The organism is Methylomonas sp. 2F7 (assembly GCF_057126975.1).
Genome location: NZ_CP195203.1, coordinates 1,172,652 through 1,194,802, shown reverse-complemented (window position 1 = coordinate 1,194,802; position 22,151 = coordinate 1,172,652). Strand labels below are relative to the sequence as shown.

The window sequence follows — 22,151 nt, the reverse complement described above, 5'->3', positions numbered from 1 at the left end:
TTGGTTTCCCCATCTTGATATTAAAGAGCTTCTTCGCCGGATTCGCCGGTTCTGATCCGAACCACCTGCTCCAGATCGGTTACAAAAATTTTGCCATCGCCGATCTTCCCGGTATTGGCTACTTTCACAATCGCTTCGACGGCTTGCTCAAGCAAAGCATCCGCAACCGCTACCTCGATTTTTGCTTTGGGTAAAAAATCCACCACATATTCGGCACCACGATACAGTTCCGTATGGCCCTTTTGCCGACCAAAGCCTTTTACTTCAGTAACCGTCACGCCAGATACACCGATATCCGACAACGCCTCACGCACGTCGTCTAGCTTAAACGGCTTAACCACCGCTGTTATCAGTTTCATAGTTCAACACCTCTTTGCTTGAGTTAATAAATTCCCGAAACAAGCAAAGCATGATGCATGCCACTATTTATTCCCATGATTTTTAAAGATTTATTAAACACATCAATTAAAAGGACAACAGAATCGCACCAAAGCAGTGCAACGCTTTTTGGATTGCACCATTGCAACTCAATACCACCCTACAGGCCTTGATCTGCCAGTTTCAGTGGTTTGCTTTAAGAATAAATGGGGCGTTGTCGCAACATAGCAACACCGCATTACTTTGGTGCAACAAAAAGAATTTGCACCATTGCGAATCATGAACTAGTCTACATATGCCGCCTATCTTGTTGATTTTTAATAAATCGAATATGGCCTAAAAACTGCTATACAATCTTCAGTAGTCACTGAACCAAGGGGATAACCACCATGAGAAACAACACAACGTTAACAAAATCACACAGCCGCGCTTGCTTAGCCGGGTTAATGGTGATTTGCAGTGCCTCCGCTATGGCGGACAGCTGGACAGAAGCATCCGGACTACTGGGTGCAGCAGGCATTGATCCGAACGAAGCCAAGTTCATGAAGGATCACAATCTTAAAATTGGTGGCTGGCTGAATGCCAGTATCGGCGCCAACATGCACAGCAACAGTGATGGTTTTAACGGCCCAGTAACATTTAATGACCGAACTGGCGAGCCGCAAATGAACCAATTGAACCTGTATTTGCAAAAAGCGATTACAGTTAGTGGCGATGCTTTCGACATCGGCGGCCGAGTCGACGTGATGTACGGTACCGACGCGGCATTCACCCAAGCCTATGGCTCTTTTGGGCTTGATCCGGGCGACGCACTCACAAGCAGTGACCGCGGCAATTGGGATTTGAATTTAAGCGGACATGGCGAGCGCTTTTATGGCTTGGCGTTGCCGCAAGCCTACGCGGAATTTAATCTGCCTTTCGGAAATGGTATCGCGGTAAAAGCCGGTCACTTCTACACACCAATCGGTTACGAAGTTGTTACCGCACCGGATAACTTCTTCATCACAAAACCATACACCATGCAATATGGCGAGCCGTTTACCCACACCGGTATACTGGCAACTTACGCCTACAACCCCAACTGGACAGTAATGGGCGGCGCGGTCACCGGTAGCAACTCCGGCGGCTGGGACGGTAACTGGGATAGAGACCTTGGGAACTGGGCTTGGCTGGGCGGCGTAACTTGGACTAGCGACGACGCCGGCACATCGTTGGCAATTACTTCAACAGCGGGCGACCGTTCCGAAAACAGCAACGACACCTGGGCGATTTACAGCATTGTTGGCAAGCACAATTTCACCGACAAGCTGCATTACATCATTCAACATGACCACGGCTTTGCCAACAACATTTGGACAGCAAGTGCGGCTCCGAATGGTACTGCCACACAAGACGCAGAATGGTACGGCATCAATCAGTATTTGATTTATGACATAAATGACAAAGTTTCCGCTGGCGTGCGCGCTGAATGGTTCCGCGATCACAATGGAATCCGGGTGTACGGTCCAGGCCGTTGTTATGCGGCAGCCGGCAACGAAGGGGCAAACTTTGCTTGCGGCGGCAACTACCTAGCCAGCAACTTTCAGGAAGCAAGTGGCTACTACGCTGTAACCGCCGGCATGAGCTACAAACCGGCAAAATGGTTGAACTTGCGTCCAAACGTGCGTTACGACTTTACGGATAATGCCAAAGCGTTCGACAACGGCACACGCCACAACCAATTCCTGGTTACTGCGGATGTGGTCATCACTTTCTAAGTTGGTAGCCTAAGCAAATTTATCGTTATAAATCTGTAAGCCTCCATAGAGTTGAAAGCCCTTTGGAGGCTCTGTTTGTTATAGCTCTTTACTACGTTTGATGATATTGTTAAAACGTTTAGCTTCTCAACCAAAACAACTACAACCCACGGAGACCCTCACTAATGTCTGTTGATCACGTTCTGAAATTAATCCAAGAAAACGACGTAAAATTTGTCGACTTCCGTTTCTGTGACACGCGCGGCAAAGAACAACACGTTACTTTCCCAGCGCACACTATCGACGAAGATACCTTTGAAGAAGGTAACATGTTCGACGGTTCATCCATCGCCGGCTGGAAACACATCAACGAATCCGACATGATTCTGATGCCCGACCCCAGCACAGCGGTTATCGATCCATTTTTCGACGACAAAACGCTGATCTTGCGTTGCGATATTATCGAACCGAAAGATATGCAAGGTTACGCTCGCGACCCACGCTCTATCGCCAAACGTGCTGAAGCCTATTTGCAATCTACCGGCATCGCAGACACCGCGTTCTTCGGTCCTGAAAACGAATTCTTCATTTTCGACGACGTCCGCTGGAACACCAGCATGGGCGGATGCTCCTACCAAATCGACTCAGAAGAAGCCGGCTGGAACTCTGAAAAAGTGTACGAAAACGGTAATATCGGTCACCGTCCGGGCGTTAAAGGTGGTTACTTCCCCGTACCACCCGTCGATTCATTCCAAGACATGCGTTCCGCAATGTGCTTGGTTCTGGAAGAAATCGGCCAAACCGTTGAAGTACATCACCACGAAGTGGCAACTGCCGGTCAGTGCGAAATCGGCGTTAAATTCAACACGCTGGTTAAAAAAGCCGACGAAGTATTGGGCTTGAAATATGTGATTGCCAACATCGCTCACGCTTACGGCAAAACCGCAACCTTCATGCCTAAACCACTGGTTGGCGACAACGGCAGCGGCATGCACGTTCACCAATCCTTGGCTAAAGGCGGCGTAAACCTGTTCACCGGCAACTTGTATGGCGGCCTGTCAGAAACCGCGCTGTACTACATCGGCGGTATCATCAAACACGCTAAAGCATTGAATGCAATCACCAATCCATCAACCAACAGCTACAAACGTCTGGTTCCTGGTTTTGAAGCGCCTGTAATGCTGGCTTACTCTGCACGTAACCGCTCTGCGTCTATCCGTATTCCTTACGTCACCAACCCTAAAGGTCGCCGTATCGAAGTACGTTTCCCAGACTCAACTGCTAACCCATACTTGGCATTCTCTGCCATGTTGATGGCCGGTCTTGACGGTATCCAAAACAAAATTCACCCAGGTGAAGCAATGGATAAAGACTTGTACGACTTGCCACCAGAAGAAGAAAAAGCGATTCCACAAGTTGCTTTCTCTCTGGACGAAGCATTGGCCGCTCTGGATGCAGACCGTGAGTTCTTGACTCGTGGCGGCGTATTCACCGACGACGTAATCGATGGCTACATTGCACTGAAACAAGAAGATGTGACTCGTCTGCGCATGAGCACTCACCCAGTTGAACTGGATATGTACTACAGCCTATAGGTTTTAAGACTGTCTCAGGCAGTCCCAAGCCAACCCAAAACCCCGCAAGCCGCTTGGCTTAGCGGGGTTTTTTTGCCCCAAACATTCCCAACGAAACCCGTTGAAGCCCAAGTTTTTGCCCTCTATTCCGAAATAGGCTAGGGGTGATGCCGATGCTAACCGCGAGCGACTTCATTGCGCCAATGGCTACCTGTCGCCCGTTGACTAAGAATTACAGCTTAAAGCTGCTTAGCTGTATGTCCGGAAAAGTGTCGACATATCAAACCGCTAGCAACAACGAGTTGGTGGTATTCGCGGGTCATCGGCTTTTATTTTGGGGCATTCCCGCCCTAATTGGTGCATAATCAGAATTCGGTTGATATAGAAAACAACCGGAAACACACCAGAAATGGTTTTTTAAAAGTTAAGAGTAATTTATGGCAGCATTAGTACAAGGCAAAGTTAAGTGGTTCAACGATGACAAAGGCTTCGGCTTCATTGAACAAGATGGTGGCAAAGATGTGTTTGTACACTTTAGCGTTATTCAAGGTAGCGGTCGCAAAACCTTGAGTGAAGGCCAAAGCGTCACCATGGAAGTAACCAGCGGAGCTAAAGGCCCACAAGCGGAAAACGTCACCCCTTTATAGTGGTCATTTGATTGCTATCGTAGCAAAGCATTGAAGCCGGGTAATACCGGCTTTTTTTGTGCCAAAATAAACCCGAACCAAAGCCCCCTATTTTATTTTTCACCCTCTCGAGGCATTGATTTTACTAGGCCCTTGTACTACAGCCTACGCGACGGGGCATATTAATTGCTTCGCTATCGAGGAGGGGATGCAGCCCCTTTACTCCAGACACTCTTTCCTCAGCACTATTTAGGTAACTATTATGGCTATCAGCGTCTTCGATATTTTTAAAATCGGTATCGGACCTTCCAGCTCTCATACTGTAGGACCCATGCGAGCGGCGATGACGTTTGTCAATAATCTGGAACAGCGAGGTTTTATTGGCGAGGTACAGCGCTTGCGCATCGAATTATTCGGTTCGCTTGGCGCGACAGGCAAAGGCCATGGCACCGATAAAGCGGTATTGCTTGGTCTGGAAGGCGAAGCACCCGACTTGATTGACCCTGCCATCATTCCGCAACGACTAGCGACTATCCGCGAGACCGGGGCAGTTAAGCTATTGCACCGCTACCCGGTGCCGTTCAACGAGAAGGCCGATTTGCTGTTTCAACGCAAAGTACTGCCCTATCACTCCAACGGCATGCGCTTTACAGTATTTGATGCAAACGGCGCCGAACTGCTACAAAGCGATTACTATTCGGTAGGTGGCGGATTTGTCGTGACCGACGCAGCTGCGGCCGATGATCGGCTAAGCAATGACGATACCTGCCTGCCCTACCCTTTCAAAACTGGTGCAGCGATACTAAAACTGTGCGCGACGCATAACAAATCAATCAGCGATTTGATGCTGAGCAATGAAAAAGCCTGGCTGGGTGAAGAGGAAATCCGCCAGAAATTATTGAACATTTGGCAGGTGATGCAGGCTTGCGTCGAACGAGGCTTACATGAAGAAGGGGTTATGCCGGGCGGAATGAAAGTCAGGCGCAGAGCGGCCAATCTCTATCGGCAGCTGAGCGGCGAAATACCTCGACAAACGCCAAGCATGCCGGTCGGAACGATGGAGTGGGTGAATTTATTTGCACTTGCCGTCAGCGAGGAAAATGCCTCCGGCGGACGCGTGGTGACCGCACCCACCAACGGCGCTGCCGGCATCATCCCGGCGGTATTGCATTACTACTGGCGCTTTTGCGACGGCGCGAATGAGGAAGGTGTGATTCGCTTTTTACTGACGGCAGCTGCAATAGCGATCTTGTACAAAGAGAACGCCTCGCTATCCGGTGCCGAGGTCGGCTGCCAGGGCGAAGTCGGCGTTGCGTGCTCTATGGCGGCCGGTGCACTGGCCGAAGTATTGGGCGGCACGCCTGAACAGGTCGAGAACGCCGCCGAAATTGGGATGGAGCATAACTTGGGCTTGACCTGCGACCCAGTCGGCGGTTTGGTGCAAGTGCCCTGCATCGAGCGTAACGCGATGGGATCGGTAAAGGCTATCAACGCCGCGCGCATTGCCCTGCGCGGCGACGGCAAGCATTTCGTATCCTTGGACAAGGTAATCAAAACCATGCGCGAAACCGGCGCCGATATGAAGACCAAATACAAGGAGACCTCACGCGGCGGTTTGGCGGTAAATTTGATTGAATGCTGACAACTCAGGTTTATGCAAGCCCAAGATTTGTAGAGTCGTTAAAACTCGCGCGTCTAACAAAAAGCCTGCCCAAACGAATCAGCAACGATCAGCAATTTCCGAACTTTAGACGATAGTAAAGTTAACCATGTGTTCGGAAATCGGTCGCTATATCCCCATCGTCATAGATGGCCTGGCCTCTGCCAAGAATACCGTCCCGGCCTGACGCCGCGAATGCCATGATCTGGTCTGCCGTTTCCTGCGGAACTTGCAATTGATTGAGGCTGTTTTGCAACAGTTCCAATACCACATCGTAGTTATCGTCAATTGGCTGTAGTCTTAAAAAATGGGAATGGCCGGGACAGAGCAGAGTTAGGTGGGGTTTCTCGTCGCTGCCGACAAGATCGCCGGTGACGAACATCTCCAAAAACGCAAAGTCTCGATTATTCACCAAACTGGGCTTGGCGTTCCCTCTGGCAAAAGCCGCAGCAAAATAATCATCAGCCAATTCGGACAGTCTTTTAGGCTCGACAGGTTCTGTGCTGAACAACGCGTTTACAAGTTGCTTTAACGGCTTGGCTTGCTCTTGGATGGGCCTAGAGTAAAAATATCGGTTGATTCGATAGTCATCGAGCACACTGGCATAGAAAATATCCACAATTTTCGACACCAGGTTCTCGTCAATTTTAGGTAATAGTTTATTGTTCATCGTTTAATCCCCCTGCTTTATAGTTAACCAGCTTTTTTGCTTAAATCAAATGCCGCATGAGTACGTCCCTTTTACGTCTACTAAACGCAGCGCCAGAGTATAAGTCCGATCCGGCAATATCCGCTTAAACGTTTTTCAAAAATCAGCAGCTGGCAGGCAAAGACATAGCATTTGAAAAAAATTTTTAGCAAACAACATTAACGTCGAATGTTAAGTCTATGAAGATGAATAACATTGAAAAATCAGGCCACAGATGTAGTTTAAAAACCACTTGAAATCCTCGTTTAACGTAGGAGAATCGCGCCCGAAGCGGCATTTTTATGACGCTGTTCACACTTTATTCGATAAAAAGAGGAGGCATTATGAAAATCGCACTTGTCGCTATGGCCGGAGTCACTATCGGCGCACTGATAGCTATTTCAGCTTTTCAATTATTGAAAGTCATTTTTCAAGAAATGTACAAAATGGCGGCTGAGGCTTGGTATAGCCCTGAGCAACATTAAAACTGCCTGAGCATCGTTGCGGGCCGGTTTAAATGACAGACGAAAGCCGGCCAATGGCAGAACTGAACAAGCTGTAATGCCCATATAAAAAATGCCCCACCGGTTTCCCGACGGGGCATTTTTGTTTTAATCGCGTTACTTTATCAATCCGCCTTGTTTAACACTCGCAGCGAATAGCTTATTTGACCGAATTATCAGTCGTTACCACCGAATACGCCCAACAATTGCAGCAAGCTGGTGAACAGGTTGTAGATGGTCACATACAATGACACGGTGGCTAAAATATAGTTGGTTTCGCCGCCGTGGATGATTTCACTAGTTTGATACAAAATCATACCGGACATCAGCAACACGAACATCGCGGAAACCGCCAACGACAACGCAGGTACCGAAAATAAGATCGCCGCCAAACCCGCGAAGAATGCTACCAGCACGCCCACCATCAGGAAGCCGGCCATAAAACTAAAATCCTTGCGGGTGGTCAGCGCGTAGCCTGACAAGCCCAGGAAAATCACGCCGGTACCGCCCAGCGCGGTTAAAATCAGTTCATGGCCGTTGCTGAACGCGTGTATATACATGTTTAAAATCGGCCCCAGGGTCATACCCATGAAACCGGTCAACGCAAACACGAACACTAAACCCAGTGCACTATTACTGAAACGGGTGGTTAAAAACAGCAGACCGAAGTAGCCTACCATGGTGATAATCAAACCCGGATGCGGCAAATCCAGCGTCATCGCTACCGCAGCCATAGCCGCGCTGAACAGCAGAGTCATCGATAGCAATAAATAAGTATTCTTTAAAACCTTATTGGTCGCCAGTATGCCGGCTTCCGAACGAGCAGTTGCAGTATTTAAACGCATGATCAGTTATCCTCTCAAAGTTACATGTAATGCTATGACCGCGCAACGGCCCTAGAGTTTCAGGGCATTGTCGGTACCGTCTGCTAGTATACCTAAAGAAATTGTACATACGAGGTTAAATAGGACATGAGCCCCACCCCCTACGAGTTAATCGGCGGCGAGAATGCGTTGCGCAGCCTGGTCGACAGATTCTACTTTTACATGGATATTCTGCCGGAAGCCCAGGGCATCCGGGCCATGCACGCTCCCAGTCTAGCAGGCGCCAAAGACAAATTATTTAAGTTCTTCTCCGGCTGGCTGGGTGGCCCCAACCTGTTTATCGAAGAATTCGGCCACCCCATGCTGCGTGCCAGGCATTTTCCATTCCCGATTGGCGAATCGGAGCGGGATCAATGGATGCTATGCATGAACAAGGCCCTGGATGAAATTGAGACAGACCCACGCCTGCGCGAAAACATCCGCACCGCCTTGCAACAACTCGCGACGCATATGATTAATCAAGAAGCCACGGGAAGCTGAAGCTCATGTCATTATCCAAACAATTGTTAATCCTGATTTCAGCGCTGTTTTTGATGATTTTCAGCGTCAATTTCGCGTTGAGCGTCAACAACATCAAGGACTACCTGGAAGGCGAATCGAAGAATCATGCCCAAGATACCGCCACCTCGCTGGGTCTATCCCTCAGTCCTTACATGGTCGATAACCACGATCCGGTGATTAAAACCATGATGAGCGCAATTTTTGATATGGGTTATTACAAGGAAATCAGGCTGGTCGATGCGGATAACAAAGAACTGGTGGCTCTAAGCAGCGACAAGCGCATAGAAGGCGTGCCGGACTGGTTTACCGAACTGCTGCCCATGACATCGGCGACCGCCGAAAGCGAAATCAGCTCGGGCTGGAACATGAGCGGGGTGATCTACGTCACGGTCAACTCCGGCTACGCCTATCTAAAACTGTATGAACAAGCCAAATCCGGGTTTTATTATTCGCTGGCAGCATTTTTATTGTCCATTGCCCTGCTGGCACTGCTTTTACGCGTCACATTAGCCTCGCTAAGAAAAATCGATCTATTGGCCCAGCAGATCAGCGACGGCCATTTCGAAAGTATCGAAGAATTACCCTGGACCCGCGAAGTACGCAATGTCGCGGCATCCATGAACACCATGTCGCACAAAATAAAAACCACGATTGCCGCACTGCACGGCAAACTGGACCAAATGGGCGCCAGCTTGTTGCGCGACGATTTGACCGGGCTGTATAAAAAAGCCGTTTTCGAAACCGACATGAAAAATTTGGCATTGGAAGACGCGGATGCCTATGTGGTTTTGATAAAAATCGATAGCTTGGTCGATCTGGTCAAAGAGCGCGACAGCGACGTGATCGATCAATTCTTACAAGCGTTTGCCGCCATTCTGGAAAAAATCGCCGATCTTGCTGGAGCACAAGCCGGCAAAGCTTATCGATTCTACGGCGCCGAATTTGCACTGGTGCTGAAGATTGGGAATTCGGAACAATTGGAAGGGTTGGTGAAAACCCTGAGCAACGAAGTAACCGAATTGGGCGAACGTTACCAAAAAACCGATTTGGCCCACATCGGCGTGGTTGCTTTCAATCCGCTGCTGACCACCGAAATTCTGTTGGAAGCGGCGCACGAAGCTTACGAACAAGCGCATCTGATCGGCGCCAACAGTTATTTCATCCGCACCGGCGATAATTTTGCTCGTGATATTGCCACCTGGAAGGACTTGGTCTTCGACTGCATCGACCACAACGGTTACTCGGTTTGGTATATCGGGCAGATCGCCGCATTCAGTAGCGGCGAACTGTTAATGGAAGAGGCTTTCATTCAGGTGCACGATAAACAGGGCGGCCTGGTGGCAATCGGTCCATTCATCTCGATTGCCGAAAAATTCGCCAAAATCGTCGATCTGGATAAAGGCGTCATTCGTATCGCATTGGAGCATATTCGGCACAATCACATCGAACATGCCATCGCCGTCAACGTATCGACCCGCACCATCAAAAACAGCGATTTCCGGCTCTGGTTGGAAAAACTAATCAAACAAAATCCGGCGGAAGCCAAAAAGCTGGTATTCAGTTTATCCGCTTATGCCGTCGTCAAGGATATAGACGCCTATCAGGCCTTCATAGAAACCGTGCATCAGTGGGGCGCGCGGGTGATGATCAAACGCTTCGAAACCCAATCCATGTCGGCGGAATTGGTCAAACGCCTGAAACCGGACTATATCCGTCTGGCCCGCGACATCGGCAACGGTATCGACAGTTCCTCGCAAAAGCACGCGTTCGTGCAAACCATGCAAGAAATTTCCACATTGCTGGATATTTCGATCTTGGCGGAAAACGTGCAGTCGGATAAGGATTATCGCCGCTTAAAGGCGATAGGAATCGTCGGTGCCAGCCGTTAATAAGGGCGCACTTAACGCTGCCGGATTAGCCGTTCTCTTCTTCAGCCTATGTTGCGGCGTTGCGCTGGCAGCCGGCCTATTAATCGATCAGGGCCTGCTGGATAAAGTCGAAAAAAAATACGGCTCGACAGCCAAGCAACGTTTCTTAGACTGGCAAAGCTTGATCGAGAACGGCAAAGGCTGGCCGGAAGCGACGAAACTGGAACGGGTCAACGACTTTTTCAACGGTAACGTCGAGTTTATTGACGATATTATCCTGTGGCAAAAAACCGATTACTGGGCAGCACCCACGGAGTTTCTGGCCAAAGGTGCCGGCGATTGCGAAGATTACTCCATAGCCAAATATTTTACCTTGGTGGAAATGGGCGTCGATGAAAGTAAACTGCGGATTACCTACGTCAAGGCTTTGGAACTGAATCAGGCACATATGGTACTGACCTACTTCGACTCGCCGCGCGCGGTACCCTTGGTGCTGGATAATCTGAAGCCGAACATAGTCCCTGCTACGCAGCGCAGCGACTTACAGCCCGTGTACAGCTTTAACGGTACCGGCTTATGGCTTGCCAAAAGCAAAGGTTCCGGGCAACATGTCGGCGGTTCGGACCGCTTAAGCATGTGGACCGAGCTTAAATTAAGAATGCTGGAATCGCCTTTTTGAACAAGCAAACCGTCCCCTTACCTTACAACCTGCGCCGCAGCAGCCGCGCCAAAAACACCCGCATCGTAGTCACCGCCGACAAAATAGAAGTGGTGGCACCGCTCAAAGTGTCCGAACGGCGCATTCAGGATTTTGTGCATGCCCAAAAAGACTGGATAGAAGCCGCGCTAAAACGCGTTGCCGGCAGAGTGCAAACCGCCGCGCCACGGCTAGCGCCGAGCGATTACAGGGATGGCGCGCATGTGCCCTACCAAGGCCGCCGCTTACCGCTAAAAACCACCACCGGTAAAGCCAAAACTGTCCGCATCGAGTTGCTGAACGACGAAATGTTTTGGGTGAAATTACCGGCTCGAATTGCCGATGAGCAACACTCCGCCCTGATTCAACAAGCTTTGACGCGCTGGATGAAAAACCAGGCCAAGCAGCAGGTACAGCAATGGGTCGATCTACACGCGCCGCGCTTTGCCCTGTTTCCGCGCAGCATCCGCATCAAAACCCAAAAAAGCCGTTGGGGCAGCTGCGGTCCGAAAAACGACATCAATATGAATTGGCTGCTGCTGCTGGCTCCAGCCGCAGTTTTGGAATACGTGGTAGTCCACGAACTTTGCCACATCAAACACAAAAATCATTCTCCGGCTTTCTGGCAATTGGTTGGCGAACATCTACCCGACTTTAAGCAACGCCGGCTCTGGCTTAAACAACACGGCGCTAGCGTGATGCAAGGCTTGTAATGCTGAAAAAGCTGGGGTTTTATATCTTTGCGGCGCTATTTATCTTTGCCGGGCAATTTCTGGTCAATCAGGATTTAGTCAGCGGTACGCCGCCGCCCATCGTGCAAACCACGCTAACCGGCGAAAACCCTATGCCACGCATAAGTAAAGGGCCGGCTGTGTTGTACTTCTGGGCGGAATGGTGCGGAATATGCCGAAGCATGCAGGGCAGCATCAGCAACATAATGCGGGATTATCCGGGCTTGACGGTAGCGGTGCGCTCCGGCGACGACAGCGCATTACAGAACTATCTAAACAACAAACAACTTAACTGGCCGGTTGTGAACGACAATAACGGCAGTCTCGGCCAACGTTACGGGATTAAAGGCGTACCGGCTGTGTTCTTCATTAACGCCGCCGGCGATATTGTCTTTACGACGGTAGGGTATACGTCGGAATGGGGCATGCGTTTCAGACTTTGGCTGACAGGATTGAGCTGACTTTATCGAAGCAACAATCTCGATCAATGATCGGCGTGTTCAGCCAAATCACCCAAGGCCGCCAACTCCCGCTCCAGCAGCTCGCTATCGCCCAGGTTGAGTTCCACCAATCGGCGTAAGTTGGAAATGCTGTCTATATCGATATGCACACACTTAAAACCCACCCTGTTGGCATCGGCATGGGTTGCCGCCACTTCCATGCTAATACTGATTTCTTCGGATAAATCGAATTTCAAGGAATATAAAGCATCGGCCTGACCGGCTAAAGGCTGCTCCAAATCCAACAGACAACCGCGCAAGGACAGATCGATAATTTTGCAAGGATAGGTTTGACCCGAACCGGTTAAAACAGCCCCTGTATGGTAAAAGATCCTGTGAAAACGGCGTTTATCATCGTTTTTTTCAAATGTCATACGCTTAATCCAAGAAAAATTGCATTGAGGTACTGTCAACGACAATGACATCGTTACTTTGCAACTGCACGGTGCGGTCGCCCAAGGGCTCGTCGTTAATCGCCAGGCCCTCATGCCCTTGCAGGGCGGAAAGGAAATAACCGTCCTTGCGCCTAGCTATCACAATAACCCCTGCACCTTCGTGGCCCAGGCGCGTCATGGCTTTCTTCAAGCGCAGAATTCGACCGATATGCATGCCGTTTAATACTTGCAAATTGGCTTCGGGCGATTTTACGGCTTCTTCCAGCTTCTCATTTAACGCCCGCACATCCGCATCGCCAAAGTCGGCAGGCGTGGATACCAGGACTTTTTCCGAAAATTCATCGGTAGTGTTGTAGACGATATAGTGTTTGCCGATGTTGATGATGTCGTTGTTTTGCAGGCTCCATTCTTTGGTGTGCTGATCGTTTACCAACAGCGGAAATTTTTCGTTCAATTGCTTGAGTACGCAAGTGCCGTCTTTAATCACGGCAACGGCATGCGCGGGCGCGACGGCAAGACTATCAACCACTAGGTCATTGGTTTCATCACGACCAATATGCACTACACCAGAATCAAAAACACCTGTATGGATTGCATTGTCTTTAAAATAAACGGTAAATTTCGCCATCTCTGTTGTTCAAGTAATCCCTGCGCCCGGCTAGTAGTATAGCCATTAAAGCCGAGCTTGCAGATTAATCAATAATTATTTTGATATTACATTATTTTATAAATCCAAACCTATGATAGCCAAAGACTATTTGCATGCGCCTAACCTCTGCGCGGTGCCCGAATAAATTAAATATACAGTCGCCAAGCGGCGCGCCATGTGGCAACATCCTCGGTTAGACTTTCCCATTAATACATAAGTCATCGATCATGAATCCGACTCAGTCCCATCCGCAAAGCGAACCCGTTATTTCGCAAGACATCTATATTGCCGGCGTCGACGAGGGTAACGGTAAATCCTTGATCATGCTGGCGATCATCGAAATGTTATCCGGCTACGCGGACAATATCGGTTTTTTTCGGCCGATTATTCAAGGCGATGCCGACAAAGACGATTTGATTCAATTCATTAGCCACCGCTATCAACTCCCCACCCCATACGAAGCCATGTATGGCTGTACCAGCGCGGAAGCCCGGCAATTTTTGGCCGCCGAACAATACGACGAACTGTTGAAAACCATACTGGCCAAATACCGGGCCTTGAAGGCGCGTTGCGATCATGTGCTCTGCGTCGGCAGCGACTATCGACACGGCAACGCCATTTTCGAATTCGATTTCAACGCCGATGTCGCCAACAATCTGGGCTGCCTGATGATGCCGGTTATGCAGGGCGAAAATCGTAGCGACGAACAAATTTTAAATGGCTTGGCCAGCCTGAAACATTCCATGCACGAGCACGACTGCGAATCGCTGGCCACGGTCATCATCGGTGTCGCGCAAAATCAAATTGCCAGCCTGCGCCACAGCTTAAATCATTCCAGCGAATTCCCGGTGTACGTGGTGCCCGCCGAATCGTCCCTGGAAAAACCCACCATCGGCAACATCGCCAAAGTCATCGGCGCCAAAGTATTTTGCGGTGAAAACGCGACGATGAGCCGCGAGGTGTATCACTACAAAGTCGCGGCGATGTTGGTGCCGGACTTTCTGGATTATGTGGAAACCGGCGATTTGGTGATTACGCCGGGCGACCGCTCGGATATCATCATGGCCAGCCTGATGGCCTACAACTCCAGCAACTATCCGCAGATTGCCGGCTTATTATTAACCGGCCATCAACAACCGGCCCCGCAAGTGCAAAAACTGATCGACGGCCTGGGCGATACGCCGTTCGCAGTGCTAGGCGTCGATTCCGACACCTTCACCACGGCTTTACAAGTCAGCCAAGTCACCGCCCGCTTACATTCTCAAGATGACCGGAAGATTGCCACTGCGTTGGGATTAATCGAAAGTAACATCAACATGGTGGAGTTGCGGCTGCGGCTGTGCAGTAAGGTTTCGCATAAAATTACGCCGCTGATGTTCGAGTACGATTTATTGCAGCGCGCTAAAGCCAGGAAGCAACATATCGTGCTACCGGAAGGTAACGAAGAACGCATCCTGCGCGCGGCGGAGATTTTGCTGCTGCGCGATGTGGTGAAAATCACCCTACTGGGTAACGAAGCCGAGATCCGCCAGAAAATTCAGGCCATGGCCTTGAAGATGGACAATGTCAACATCATCGACCCGATTAAATCGGATCTGCGGCCGTTGTTCGCGGAAACCTATTACCAAGCCCGTAAACACCGGTGCATCGTTTACGATACCGCCTTCGACCTAATGGCCGATCCCAGTTATTTCGGGACATTGATGATACATCTCGATTACGCTGACGGCATGGTCTCCGGTGCGGTGCATTCGACGCAACATACCATTCGTCCAGCCTTCGAAATCATCAAAACCAGGCCCGGCGCGTCAATTGTTTCCAGCGTGTTTTTTATGTGCCTGGAAGATCGCGTATTGGTTTACGGCGATTGCGCAGTGATCCCCAATCCCAACGCCGCGCAATTGGCCGACATCGCCATTAACGCCGCCGAAACCGCACGAATGTTCAACATTGAGCCGCGCGTTGCTATGCTGTCCTACTCCACCGGCGAATCCGGCAAAGGCGAGGCGGTGGACAAAGTCAGAGACGCGGTCAAAATCGCCCAAGCCCTGCGCCCCGACCTGCTGCTGGAAGGCCCGATGCAATACGATGCCGCCGTGGATGCCAGCGTCGCTAAAACCAAATTGCCCGACAGTCAGGTTGCCGGCCGCGCCACAGTATTAATTTTTCCGGACCTGAATACAGGCAACAACACTTATAAGGCGGTACAGCGTTCCTCCGGCGCAATCGCCGTCGGCCCCATCCTGCAAGGCCTGAACAAACCAGTCAATGATTTAAGCCGCGGCTGCACAGTGACAGACATCGTCAACACAGTCGTCATCACCGCGATTCAAGCCCAGGAAGCCGACAAAACATGATGCAAAAAACCCTATTAAGCAGTTTGCTGTTCTGCATGCTGAGCTTTAATTCACTGGCGCAGACCCGCATCGCCGTGCTGGATTTTGAATTGAAAGACCTAACTCTGGCGCCCGGCGTCCCCGCTGAATTGCAACGAACCGCGTCAATCAAACCGCTGCTGGAGCAAGAGTTAAAGCGCGCCGGCTATGTAATCGTAGCCATACCGGACCAGGTACAGCAAGCCGCCAACAGTGGCGTCGGCTATTTATTCGACCATGCCGATGCCGCCGCGCAACTGGGCAAGCAATTTCAAGCCGATTACATTTTGGTTGGACGGCTACACAAACCCAGCTTTTTATTCGCTTATCTGATGGGGCGCTTGGTCAAGGTAGCCGATGGCAAGTTGATCGGCGACTACATTTCCGAATCCAAGGGCCCCAACGCCAGTCTGACCATCAAAGCAGTGGAAAGCCTGACCACTAAAATCGACCATGATCTGGATCGCCAATATACCCCGCCACCACCGGCGAAACTTGCCCATTAACCGCCTCACCCTTTCGAGATATTCATGAAAATTCTGGTGCTTAACGCCGGGAGCTCATCGGTCAAATACAGCTTATTCGACATGTCTGATCGCTCGGTATTGATCGCAGGTATCATCGAACGCATCGGCGAAGATGCCGCTAGCCATAGTTATGCGCTGACGAATAATGACCGGACACACGACGAAATCAGCTGCCGCAACCATCAACAAGCCTTGAAGTTGCTGTTCGAAACGCTGGCCGCCTGCCGCGTGTTGAAGGACCGTCGGGAGTTGGCCTGCATCGGCCATCGAGTCGTGCATGGTGGCGAACATTTTCGTGAACCGGCCTTGATTGATACACAAGTGATGCAACGCATTGCCGAGGTTATTCCATTGGCTCCGCTGCATAACCCCGCCAATTTGTTGGGTATCGAGGAAGCCATCCACCAAATGGGCGAGACGCCGCAAGTCGCGGTATTCGATACAGCGTTTCATCAAACCCTGCCGGATTATGCCTATCGCTATCCCTTGCCCGAACGCCTTTATACCCAACATGGCGTAAGACGTTACGGCTTCCACGGCACCTCGCACCGTTATGTTGCCGAACAGGCCGCGCAATATCTCGGCAAACCGGTGTCGGAAACCAATCTAATCACGCTGCATCTCGGCAACGGTGCCAGCGTCACAGCTATCCAAAACGGCCGAAGCATCGATACATCGATGGGCATGACACCGCTGGAAGGTTTGATGATGGGCAGCCGCTGCGGCGACATCGATCCGGCAATCCATTTTTATCTGAGCCGCACGCTGAATTTGTCCAACGACGCCATTGAAACCTTGTTAAATAAAGAAAGCGGCTGCAAGGGTATTTGCGGCGAAAACGATATGCGGGCGATACACCGGATGGCGGAAACCGGCGACGAACAGGCAAAGCTGGCTTTAGCGATGTACGCCTATCGCATTAAAAAATACGTCGGCGCTTATTTTGCGGTGCTGGGCCGAGTCGATGCCTTGGTATTTACCGGCGGCATCGGCGAGAACGATGCCTGGCTGCGCGAAAAAGTCTGCCTTGATATGACCCTCTTTGGGATTGCGATAGACCAGGAAAAAAACCGAAAACCGGTGAGACCATGCGACAGCATCAATCCAGCCAACCCCGGAGTGGCGATATTGGTGATTGCCACGAACGAGGAACTGGAAATTGCAATCCAGGCTCAGCAATGCCTGGAACTGCCGCAGGCCCTAAATTAGCAGGGCTTAGGCGCAAATTACTCCGCGTTATCAACACCGCCGGGAATAAGTATTTCATTCCGAGGCGCAAAGAAACATTTCCGTAACATTTCAACCATATGATCTCGAAAGCGGTCCATATCGCCCTTCGGGATTATTGCTATCAAGTTTGCTGCTTTCACAACGAATCAAACTCAAATCACCCAATAAGCCACAAGAAGACGATGTAAAAACTAACGAGATAATATTGCATCCACTCATGTTATAATATAACATCTTTGCACATCATTCCTGACTGCGCTACTTCTCATGAAAAAAACCGCTGCCCTGATTTTAATACTGCCATCGCCGGTCTTGATGGCCGAAGAACCTGCGATACAAGCAATGGACGAAATAATCGTCACGGCGCCGCTGCAAGACAAAAAGTCGGACAGCGCGGTACCGGTCACCGTGCTGAGCGATGACGATTTACGGATGAAAACCGGCCACAGCATCGGCGATACTTTAAAAAACGAACTTGGCATCAGCAGCCAATCCTTTGGCCCCGGCGTCGGCACCCCGGTTATCCGAGGTCAAGCCGGCCCCAGGGTGAGGGTCTTGAGCAACGGTATCGGCAGCAACGATGTCTCGGCAATCAGCCCGGACCACGCCACCAGCGTCGAACCACTGCTGGCCGAGCGCATCGAAGTGCTGCGCGGTCCGGCTACCTTGCTGTACGGTAGCGGCGCGATGGGCGGCGTGGTCAATGTTATCGACAACCGCATCCCCGGTCGCCAGTTCGACAAACTGGTAGGTGCCGCGCTCGAGCAACGTTTCGATTCCACCTCCGACGAAACCAGCACCACCATGAAAGTCGAGGGCGGTAAGGACAATATTGCTTATCACCTGGACGGCTTTTATCGGCATCGTAACAATCTGGACATCGGCGGCAGCAGCATAGACACCGCGAAAGTGGCCGTCACCGATCCCAGCTTGGAGATTGTCGATAACCCCAAAGGCTATCTGAACAATACCGGCGCCGAAGCAATCAGCGGTTCGGCCGGCTTGTCCTGGATCGGCGCGCCCGGTTTCGCCGGTGTGTCGATCAATAACCTAAACAACAACTACGCCATCGCTCCCGACGGCACCGGCGACGAAACGGTACGCATCGCGATGCGGCAAACCAAATACGACTTTAAGAGCGAACTGAACAACCCGTTCCGCTTTGCAAAAAATCTACGTACCCGGCTGGGTTACACCGATTACCAGCATACCGAAATCGCCAACGGCGAACCCGGTGCTTATTACACCAACCAGTCCTACGAAGGCCGCATGGAATTGGCTCACCAGGATCTGGGACCGCTGCGCGGCGTGGTGGGTTTTCAAGCCCAGGCCAGCGACTTTAATGCGATCGAAAAACTCACCGGCGACAGCATCGTGCCACGCTCGGACATTACCAGTTACGGGGTCTTCGCCGTGGAATCTTTCGACCTTGGGGCGGTGACTTATCAGCTGGGCACCCGCGTCGAACAAACCGATATTCGCCCGGACGGTTTTGCCAATCTCAGCTATACCCCGGTCAGCGCCTCGGCTTCCGCTGTATGGAAACTGGATAATCGCAACAGTTTGAATCTGGCAGTGACTCGCTCCTCGCGTGCCCCGCAGGTCCAGGAACTGTTGTCCGACGGTTACCACGACGCCACCCGCAGTTACGACAGAGGCGACCTGGGTTTGCGAGAAGAAACCTCCTACAACCTGGACTTGGGCTACCGCTTCAAAACCGACTGGTTACGCGCCGAATTCGACTTATTCCACAACTGGGCTAGCGATTATATTTTCCAGCAACACAGCGGCGAATTCGTCGATCAAGACGGCAATCCTTGCGTAGCGGATTGTGTGCCTTTGGTCACCAGCGGACAACACGACGCTATCTTCAAGGGTTATGAAGCCAAACTGATCGTGCCTATGATGGAAAACCATGTCGGCTTGTTGGAGATGACCCTATTCAGCGATTACACCCGCGGCGAATTTCTCAACGGTAGCGACGTACCGCGCATGCCACCGTTACGCTACGGCCTGCAACTGGATTTCAACCGGGAGAAATTGTCCACTTATCTGCGCTTCACCCGAGCAGAATCTCAGCCCCATGCCGGCGATTTCGAAACCTCCACTGCCGGCTATTTCTTGCTGAATGTAGGCGCCAACTATCAAATCAAGGCCTATAAAGACGCCAAGCTCATGATATTCGCCAAAGGTAATAACCTGCTGGATCAAAACATCCGCAACTCGACATCGTACTTGCGAAATTTTGCCCCGGAAGCAGGACGCGGCGCGGAAGTAGGTTTTAGAGTCAGTTATTAGAACCGCTGAAATCGGCGCTGTCCTTACCAACAGCGCCTTTTTTTGACCGCCATAACGCTACAATATAACATCAGAATCACCATGACTCTTAGACACGCCCCAGCTAATCAACTCCCTGTCACCGTGCTATCCGGCTTCCTCGGTGCGGGTAAAACCACCTTGTTGAACCACATCCTCAACAATCGGGAGAATTTAAGGATAGCCGTGATTGTTAACGACATGAGCGAGGTGAATATCGATGCGGCGATGGTCAAAAACCAAGTACAACTGAATCGTGGCCAGGAAAAACTGGTCGAAATGAGCAATGGGTGCATTTGCTGCACGCTACGCGAGGACTTGCTGATCGAGGTCGGCAATTTGGCCAAGGAAGGCCGTTTCGATTACTTGGTAATCGAATCCACCGGCATCGCCGAGCCTTTGCCGATTGCGGAAACCTTTACCTTCCGTGACGAAAACGGTGCGAGTTTATCCGACCATGCCCGCCTGGATACGCTGGTCACCGTGGTGGACGCGGTCAACTTTATGGGCAATTACCTAGAAGCCTTGAGCTTAAAAGAAACCGGCGAGTCACTGGGCGAAGATGACGAACGTAACGTCGCCAATCTACTGGCCGATCAAATCGAATTTGCCAATGTAATCCTGATTTCCAAAATCGATCTGATCGCCAGCGACGAGATTATCAACCTAAAAGCGGTTTTACACAGCCTCAACCCCGATGCGGAAATCCTCCCTATCGTGATGGGTCAGGTCGATTTATGCAAAGTACTCGACACCGGATTGTTCGATTTCGAAAAGGCCGAGCAAGCCCCGGGCTGGCTAAAGGAATTACGGGGAGAACATACACCGGAAACCGAAGAATACGGCATAGGCAGCTTCGTTTACGCCGCCCGTCGCCCCTTCCATCCGCAGCGGTTCTATGATCATCTGCACGCCGGCGAATGGGATAACGGCACATTGCTCCGTTCCAAAGGCTTCTTCTGGCTGGCGTCGCGCCCGGATCACGCCGGCAGCTGGTCACAGGCCGGCGGCGTGATGCACCATGGTTTGGCCGGTCGCTGGTGGGCGGCAGTGCCGCGCCAGGAATGGCCGCAAGATTATCTGCCGGATATCCAGTCGCAATGGGCCGAACCCTACGGCGACTGCCGCCAAGAACTGGTATTCATCGGTCAAAATATCGACATCGACAAAGTGCGCCGCGAGTTGGACGAATGCCTGTTAACTGACGCCGAACTTGCAGCCGGTCCGACGGTTTGGCGACACTATCATGATGAATTTCCGCAATGGTTTGCCGATGGCTAGTATCGACGGCTATCTGCATATCATCGGTATTGAATTGTTGCTTATTCTGGCAATTGTCTTGCCCTTGATTGACAGACCGCCCGCCAAACACGTGCTATCAAAACTCTTTTTAAGTGTGTTGGGGTTCATGCTGACGCATTTCGCCACCCATGCTTTGCCGGACAAATTAGCCCGATTTATTTACAGCTCTCAGCACGAATACCACTCGCTCAAATCTAAGGCACCCTATCGCACATGACTATCGCTATCAGTACTATTGCCGGCGCCATTGCGGCCTGTCTCGCCGTCAGCATTTGCTCGTTGTCCAGCGTATTTGCATTATGGCTGAAACCCGACGTCTTGAATCGGGTAGTGCCCTATCTGGTCGCACTAGCAGTCGGAGTACTCTTAGGTGATGCTTTCATTCATTTGATACCCGATGCCATAGACCGCCACGGCAGCGTCAGCGACGTCTGCCTGACGGTGTTGATCGGTGTATTCGGTTTCTTTGTGTTGGAAAAACTGGTGCGCTGGCGGCACGATCATAACGTCGACACCACGCCAACGGGCGGAGAGATTATGCCATTGGCTAAAATGAATCTGATCGGCGATGCCATGCACAACTTCGTCGACGGCATCTTGATCGCCGGCAGCTTTCTGGCCGATCCGGCCCTGGGATTGACCACCACCTTGGCCATTATTGCCCACGAAATCCCGCAGGAACTCGGGGATGTTGGCGCCCTGCTGCGCGGCGGCTATTTACCCAGGCAAGCCGTACTCTACAACTTTTATTGCTCGCTGACCGTTTTGCCGGGAGCGATCTTTACCTTATTACTCAGCCAGTTGGCAGAATCGTCCTTGTCGCTGTTATTACCCATCGCTGCCGGCGGTTTTATTTATATCGCCGCCTCCGATCTGATTCCGGCATTACACGAACCTTGCAGTTTTCCCTGCCTGAGCGGACAAACCGCCGCTTTTGGTTTCGGAATTGTGTTCATGCAATTCATTGTATTTTTCGAACAGTTCCTGATCGCTAGTTAAGGAGTTTTTTGT

At 51.0% G+C, this 22,151-nt stretch carries 22 protein-coding genes; 17 read left to right on the top strand and 5 right to left on the bottom strand.

Annotated elements, in window-relative coordinates:
- Positions 1–20: 20 nt before the first annotated feature.
- Positions 21–359, bottom strand: coding sequence for a P-II family nitrogen regulator (locus ACR64Q_RS05540; protein WP_020485491.1), 339 nt, complete (start codon positions 357–359; stop codon positions 21–23).
- 408 nt (positions 360–767) lie between these two features.
- Here ACR64Q_RS05540 and ACR64Q_RS05535 point away from each other — a divergent pair, with 408 nt between their 5' ends.
- From ACR64Q_RS05535 to ACR64Q_RS05520, 4 genes are all read left to right on the top strand, one after another.
- Positions 768–2,135 carry a porin gene (locus ACR64Q_RS05535; RefSeq protein WP_313733864.1) on the top strand — a complete coding sequence of 456 codons (1,368 nt, stop codon included), beginning with the start codon at positions 768–770 and terminating at the stop codon, positions 2,133–2,135.
- 164 nt (positions 2,136–2,299) lie between these two features.
- On the top strand, positions 2,300–3,709 hold the full coding sequence (gene glnA / locus ACR64Q_RS05530; protein WP_020485489.1) for a glutamate--ammonia ligase: 1,410 nt from the start codon (positions 2,300–2,302) through the stop codon (positions 3,707–3,709).
- Between the two features lie 416 nt (positions 3,710–4,125).
- Positions 4,126–4,335, top strand: coding sequence for a cold-shock protein (locus tag ACR64Q_RS05525; protein WP_020485487.1), 210 nt, complete (start codon positions 4,126–4,128; stop codon positions 4,333–4,335).
- 241 nt (positions 4,336–4,576) lie between these two features.
- Positions 4,577–5,956, top strand: coding sequence for an L-serine ammonia-lyase (locus ACR64Q_RS05520; RefSeq protein ID WP_313733862.1), 1,380 nt, complete (start codon positions 4,577–4,579; stop codon positions 5,954–5,956).
- Between the two features lie 121 nt (positions 5,957–6,077).
- Here the strand turns inward: ACR64Q_RS05520 and ACR64Q_RS05515 are convergent, their stop codons facing one another.
- Positions 6,078–6,644, bottom strand: a complete 567-nt coding sequence (locus ACR64Q_RS05515) for a globin family protein (protein WP_313733860.1) — start codon at positions 6,642–6,644, stop codon at positions 6,078–6,080.
- A 362-nt stretch (positions 6,645–7,006) separates the two neighbouring features.
- On the opposite strand from ACR64Q_RS05515, the gene ACR64Q_RS05510 reads away from it, so the two are divergent.
- Positions 7,007–7,147: a hypothetical protein gene (locus tag ACR64Q_RS05510; RefSeq protein WP_155931185.1), complete on the top strand. Its 141-nt coding sequence runs from the start codon at positions 7,007–7,009 to the stop codon at positions 7,145–7,147.
- A 194-nt stretch (positions 7,148–7,341) separates the two neighbouring features.
- Here the strand turns inward: ACR64Q_RS05510 and ACR64Q_RS05505 are convergent, their stop codons facing one another.
- Complete coding sequence (locus tag ACR64Q_RS05505; RefSeq protein WP_313733859.1) at positions 7,342–8,010, bottom strand: Bax inhibitor-1/YccA family protein; 669 nt, start codon at positions 8,008–8,010, stop codon at positions 7,342–7,344.
- A gap of 126 nt (positions 8,011–8,136) precedes the next feature.
- Here ACR64Q_RS05505 and ACR64Q_RS05500 point away from each other — a divergent pair, with 126 nt between their 5' ends.
- From ACR64Q_RS05500 to ACR64Q_RS05480, 5 genes are read left to right on the top strand one after another with little or no spacing between them, the layout of a single operon-like run.
- A complete protein-coding gene (locus tag ACR64Q_RS05500) occupies positions 8,137–8,529 on the top strand; it encodes a group II truncated hemoglobin (protein ID WP_026604069.1) in 393 nt (130 codons plus the stop codon).
- A 5-nt stretch (positions 8,530–8,534) separates the two neighbouring features.
- On the top strand, positions 8,535–10,439 hold the full coding sequence (locus ACR64Q_RS05495) for a bifunctional diguanylate cyclase/phosphodiesterase (protein WP_313733858.1): 1,905 nt from the start codon (positions 8,535–8,537) through the stop codon (positions 10,437–10,439).
- Positions 10,426–11,097: a transglutaminase-like cysteine peptidase gene (locus ACR64Q_RS05490; RefSeq protein ID WP_313733857.1), complete on the top strand. Its 672-nt coding sequence runs from the start codon at positions 10,426–10,428 to the stop codon at positions 11,095–11,097. The genes ACR64Q_RS05495 and ACR64Q_RS05490 overlap by 14 nt, the downstream gene beginning before the upstream one ends.
- Positions 11,094–11,828, top strand: a complete 735-nt coding sequence (locus tag ACR64Q_RS05485) for a M48 family metallopeptidase (protein WP_313733856.1) — start codon at positions 11,094–11,096, stop codon at positions 11,826–11,828. Before ACR64Q_RS05490 ends, ACR64Q_RS05485 begins: the two co-directional genes overlap by 4 nt.
- Positions 11,828–12,307 carry a protein disulfide oxidoreductase gene (locus tag ACR64Q_RS05480; protein WP_313733855.1) on the top strand — a complete coding sequence of 160 codons (480 nt, stop codon included), beginning with the start codon at positions 11,828–11,830 and terminating at the stop codon, positions 12,305–12,307. Before ACR64Q_RS05485 ends, ACR64Q_RS05480 begins: the two co-directional genes overlap by 1 nt.
- Positions 12,308–12,330: 23 nt before the next feature.
- Here the strand turns inward: ACR64Q_RS05480 and ACR64Q_RS05475 are convergent, their stop codons facing one another.
- Positions 12,331–12,720: a PilZ domain-containing protein gene (locus ACR64Q_RS05475; RefSeq protein ID WP_020485476.1), complete on the bottom strand. Its 390-nt coding sequence runs from the start codon at positions 12,718–12,720 to the stop codon at positions 12,331–12,333.
- A gap of 4 nt (positions 12,721–12,724) precedes the next feature.
- Complete coding sequence (locus ACR64Q_RS05470; RefSeq protein ID WP_020485475.1) at positions 12,725–13,369, bottom strand: FHA domain-containing protein; 645 nt, start codon at positions 13,367–13,369, stop codon at positions 12,725–12,727.
- Between the two features lie 248 nt (positions 13,370–13,617).
- On the opposite strand from ACR64Q_RS05470, the gene pta reads away from it, so the two are divergent.
- The 7 genes from pta to ACR64Q_RS05435 all read left to right on the top strand — a co-directional run bounded on the left by pta (position 13,618) and on the right by ACR64Q_RS05435 (position 22,139).
- Positions 13,618–15,747, top strand: coding sequence for a phosphate acetyltransferase (pta, locus tag ACR64Q_RS05465; protein ID WP_313733853.1), 2,130 nt, complete (start codon positions 13,618–13,620; stop codon positions 15,745–15,747).
- On the top strand, positions 15,744–16,271 hold the full coding sequence (locus tag ACR64Q_RS05460) for a DUF2380 domain-containing protein (RefSeq protein WP_026604062.1): 528 nt from the start codon (positions 15,744–15,746) through the stop codon (positions 16,269–16,271). The genes pta and ACR64Q_RS05460 overlap by 4 nt, the downstream gene beginning before the upstream one ends.
- Before the next feature lie 24 nt (positions 16,272–16,295).
- Positions 16,296–17,501, top strand: a complete 1,206-nt coding sequence (locus ACR64Q_RS05455) for an acetate/propionate family kinase (RefSeq protein ID WP_313733852.1) — start codon at positions 16,296–16,298, stop codon at positions 17,499–17,501.
- Positions 17,502–17,789: 288 nt separating this feature from the next.
- A complete protein-coding gene (locus ACR64Q_RS05450) occupies positions 17,790–19,820 on the top strand; it encodes a TonB-dependent receptor (RefSeq protein WP_313733851.1) in 2,031 nt (676 codons plus the stop codon).
- Positions 19,821–19,901: 81 nt separating this feature from the next.
- Positions 19,902–21,119, top strand: coding sequence for a zinc metallochaperone GTPase ZigA (gene zigA, locus ACR64Q_RS05445; protein WP_313733850.1), 1,218 nt, complete (start codon positions 19,902–19,904; stop codon positions 21,117–21,119).
- Complete coding sequence (locus ACR64Q_RS05440; RefSeq protein ID WP_313733849.1) at positions 21,085–21,357, top strand: hypothetical protein; 273 nt, start codon at positions 21,085–21,087, stop codon at positions 21,355–21,357. The genes zigA and ACR64Q_RS05440 overlap by 35 nt, the downstream gene beginning before the upstream one ends.
- Positions 21,354–22,139, top strand: coding sequence for a ZIP family metal transporter (locus ACR64Q_RS05435; RefSeq protein ID WP_313733848.1), 786 nt, complete (start codon positions 21,354–21,356; stop codon positions 22,137–22,139). Before ACR64Q_RS05440 ends, ACR64Q_RS05435 begins: the two co-directional genes overlap by 4 nt.
- Positions 22,140–22,151: the final 12 nt, after the last annotated feature.

What these genes read in the sequence shown, in the direction of transcription:
- ACR64Q_RS05540 (WP_020485491.1), bottom strand. Translation starts at nt 359, where the DNA reads ATGAAACTGATAACAGCGGTGGTTAAGCCGTTTAAGCTAGACGACGTG.
- ACR64Q_RS05535 (WP_313733864.1), top strand. Translation starts at nt 768, where the DNA reads ATGAGAAACAACACAACGTTAACAAAATCACACAGCCGCGCTTGCTTA.
- glnA (WP_020485489.1), top strand. Translation starts at nt 2,300, where the DNA reads ATGTCTGTTGATCACGTTCTGAAATTAATCCAAGAAAACGACGTAAAA.
- ACR64Q_RS05525 (WP_020485487.1), top strand. Translation starts at nt 4,126, where the DNA reads ATGGCAGCATTAGTACAAGGCAAAGTTAAGTGGTTCAACGATGACAAA.
- ACR64Q_RS05520 (WP_313733862.1), top strand. Translation starts at nt 4,577, where the DNA reads ATGGCTATCAGCGTCTTCGATATTTTTAAAATCGGTATCGGACCTTCC.
- ACR64Q_RS05515 (WP_313733860.1), bottom strand. Translation starts at nt 6,644, where the DNA reads ATGAACAATAAACTATTACCTAAAATTGACGAGAACCTGGTGTCGAAA.
- ACR64Q_RS05510 (WP_155931185.1), top strand. Translation starts at nt 7,007, where the DNA reads ATGAAAATCGCACTTGTCGCTATGGCCGGAGTCACTATCGGCGCACTG.
- ACR64Q_RS05505 (WP_313733859.1), bottom strand. Translation starts at nt 8,010, where the DNA reads ATGCGTTTAAATACTGCAACTGCTCGTTCGGAAGCCGGCATACTGGCG.
- ACR64Q_RS05500 (WP_026604069.1), top strand. Translation starts at nt 8,137, where the DNA reads ATGAGCCCCACCCCCTACGAGTTAATCGGCGGCGAGAATGCGTTGCGC.
- ACR64Q_RS05495 (WP_313733858.1), top strand. Translation starts at nt 8,535, where the DNA reads ATGTCATTATCCAAACAATTGTTAATCCTGATTTCAGCGCTGTTTTTG.
- ACR64Q_RS05480 (WP_313733855.1), top strand. Translation starts at nt 11,828, where the DNA reads ATGCTGAAAAAGCTGGGGTTTTATATCTTTGCGGCGCTATTTATCTTT.
- ACR64Q_RS05475 (WP_020485476.1), bottom strand. Translation starts at nt 12,720, where the DNA reads ATGACATTTGAAAAAAACGATGATAAACGCCGTTTTCACAGGATCTTT.
- ACR64Q_RS05470 (WP_020485475.1), bottom strand. Translation starts at nt 13,369, where the DNA reads ATGGCGAAATTTACCGTTTATTTTAAAGACAATGCAATCCATACAGGT.
- pta (WP_313733853.1), top strand. Translation starts at nt 13,618, where the DNA reads ATGAATCCGACTCAGTCCCATCCGCAAAGCGAACCCGTTATTTCGCAA.
- ACR64Q_RS05460 (WP_026604062.1), top strand. Translation starts at nt 15,744, where the DNA reads ATGATGCAAAAAACCCTATTAAGCAGTTTGCTGTTCTGCATGCTGAGC.
- ACR64Q_RS05455 (WP_313733852.1), top strand. Translation starts at nt 16,296, where the DNA reads ATGAAAATTCTGGTGCTTAACGCCGGGAGCTCATCGGTCAAATACAGC.
- ACR64Q_RS05450 (WP_313733851.1), top strand. Translation starts at nt 17,790, where the DNA reads ATGAAAAAAACCGCTGCCCTGATTTTAATACTGCCATCGCCGGTCTTG.
- zigA (WP_313733850.1), top strand. Translation starts at nt 19,902, where the DNA reads ATGACTCTTAGACACGCCCCAGCTAATCAACTCCCTGTCACCGTGCTA.
- ACR64Q_RS05440 (WP_313733849.1), top strand. Translation starts at nt 21,085, where the DNA reads ATGATGAATTTCCGCAATGGTTTGCCGATGGCTAGTATCGACGGCTAT.
- ACR64Q_RS05435 (WP_313733848.1), top strand. Translation starts at nt 21,354, where the DNA reads ATGACTATCGCTATCAGTACTATTGCCGGCGCCATTGCGGCCTGTCTC.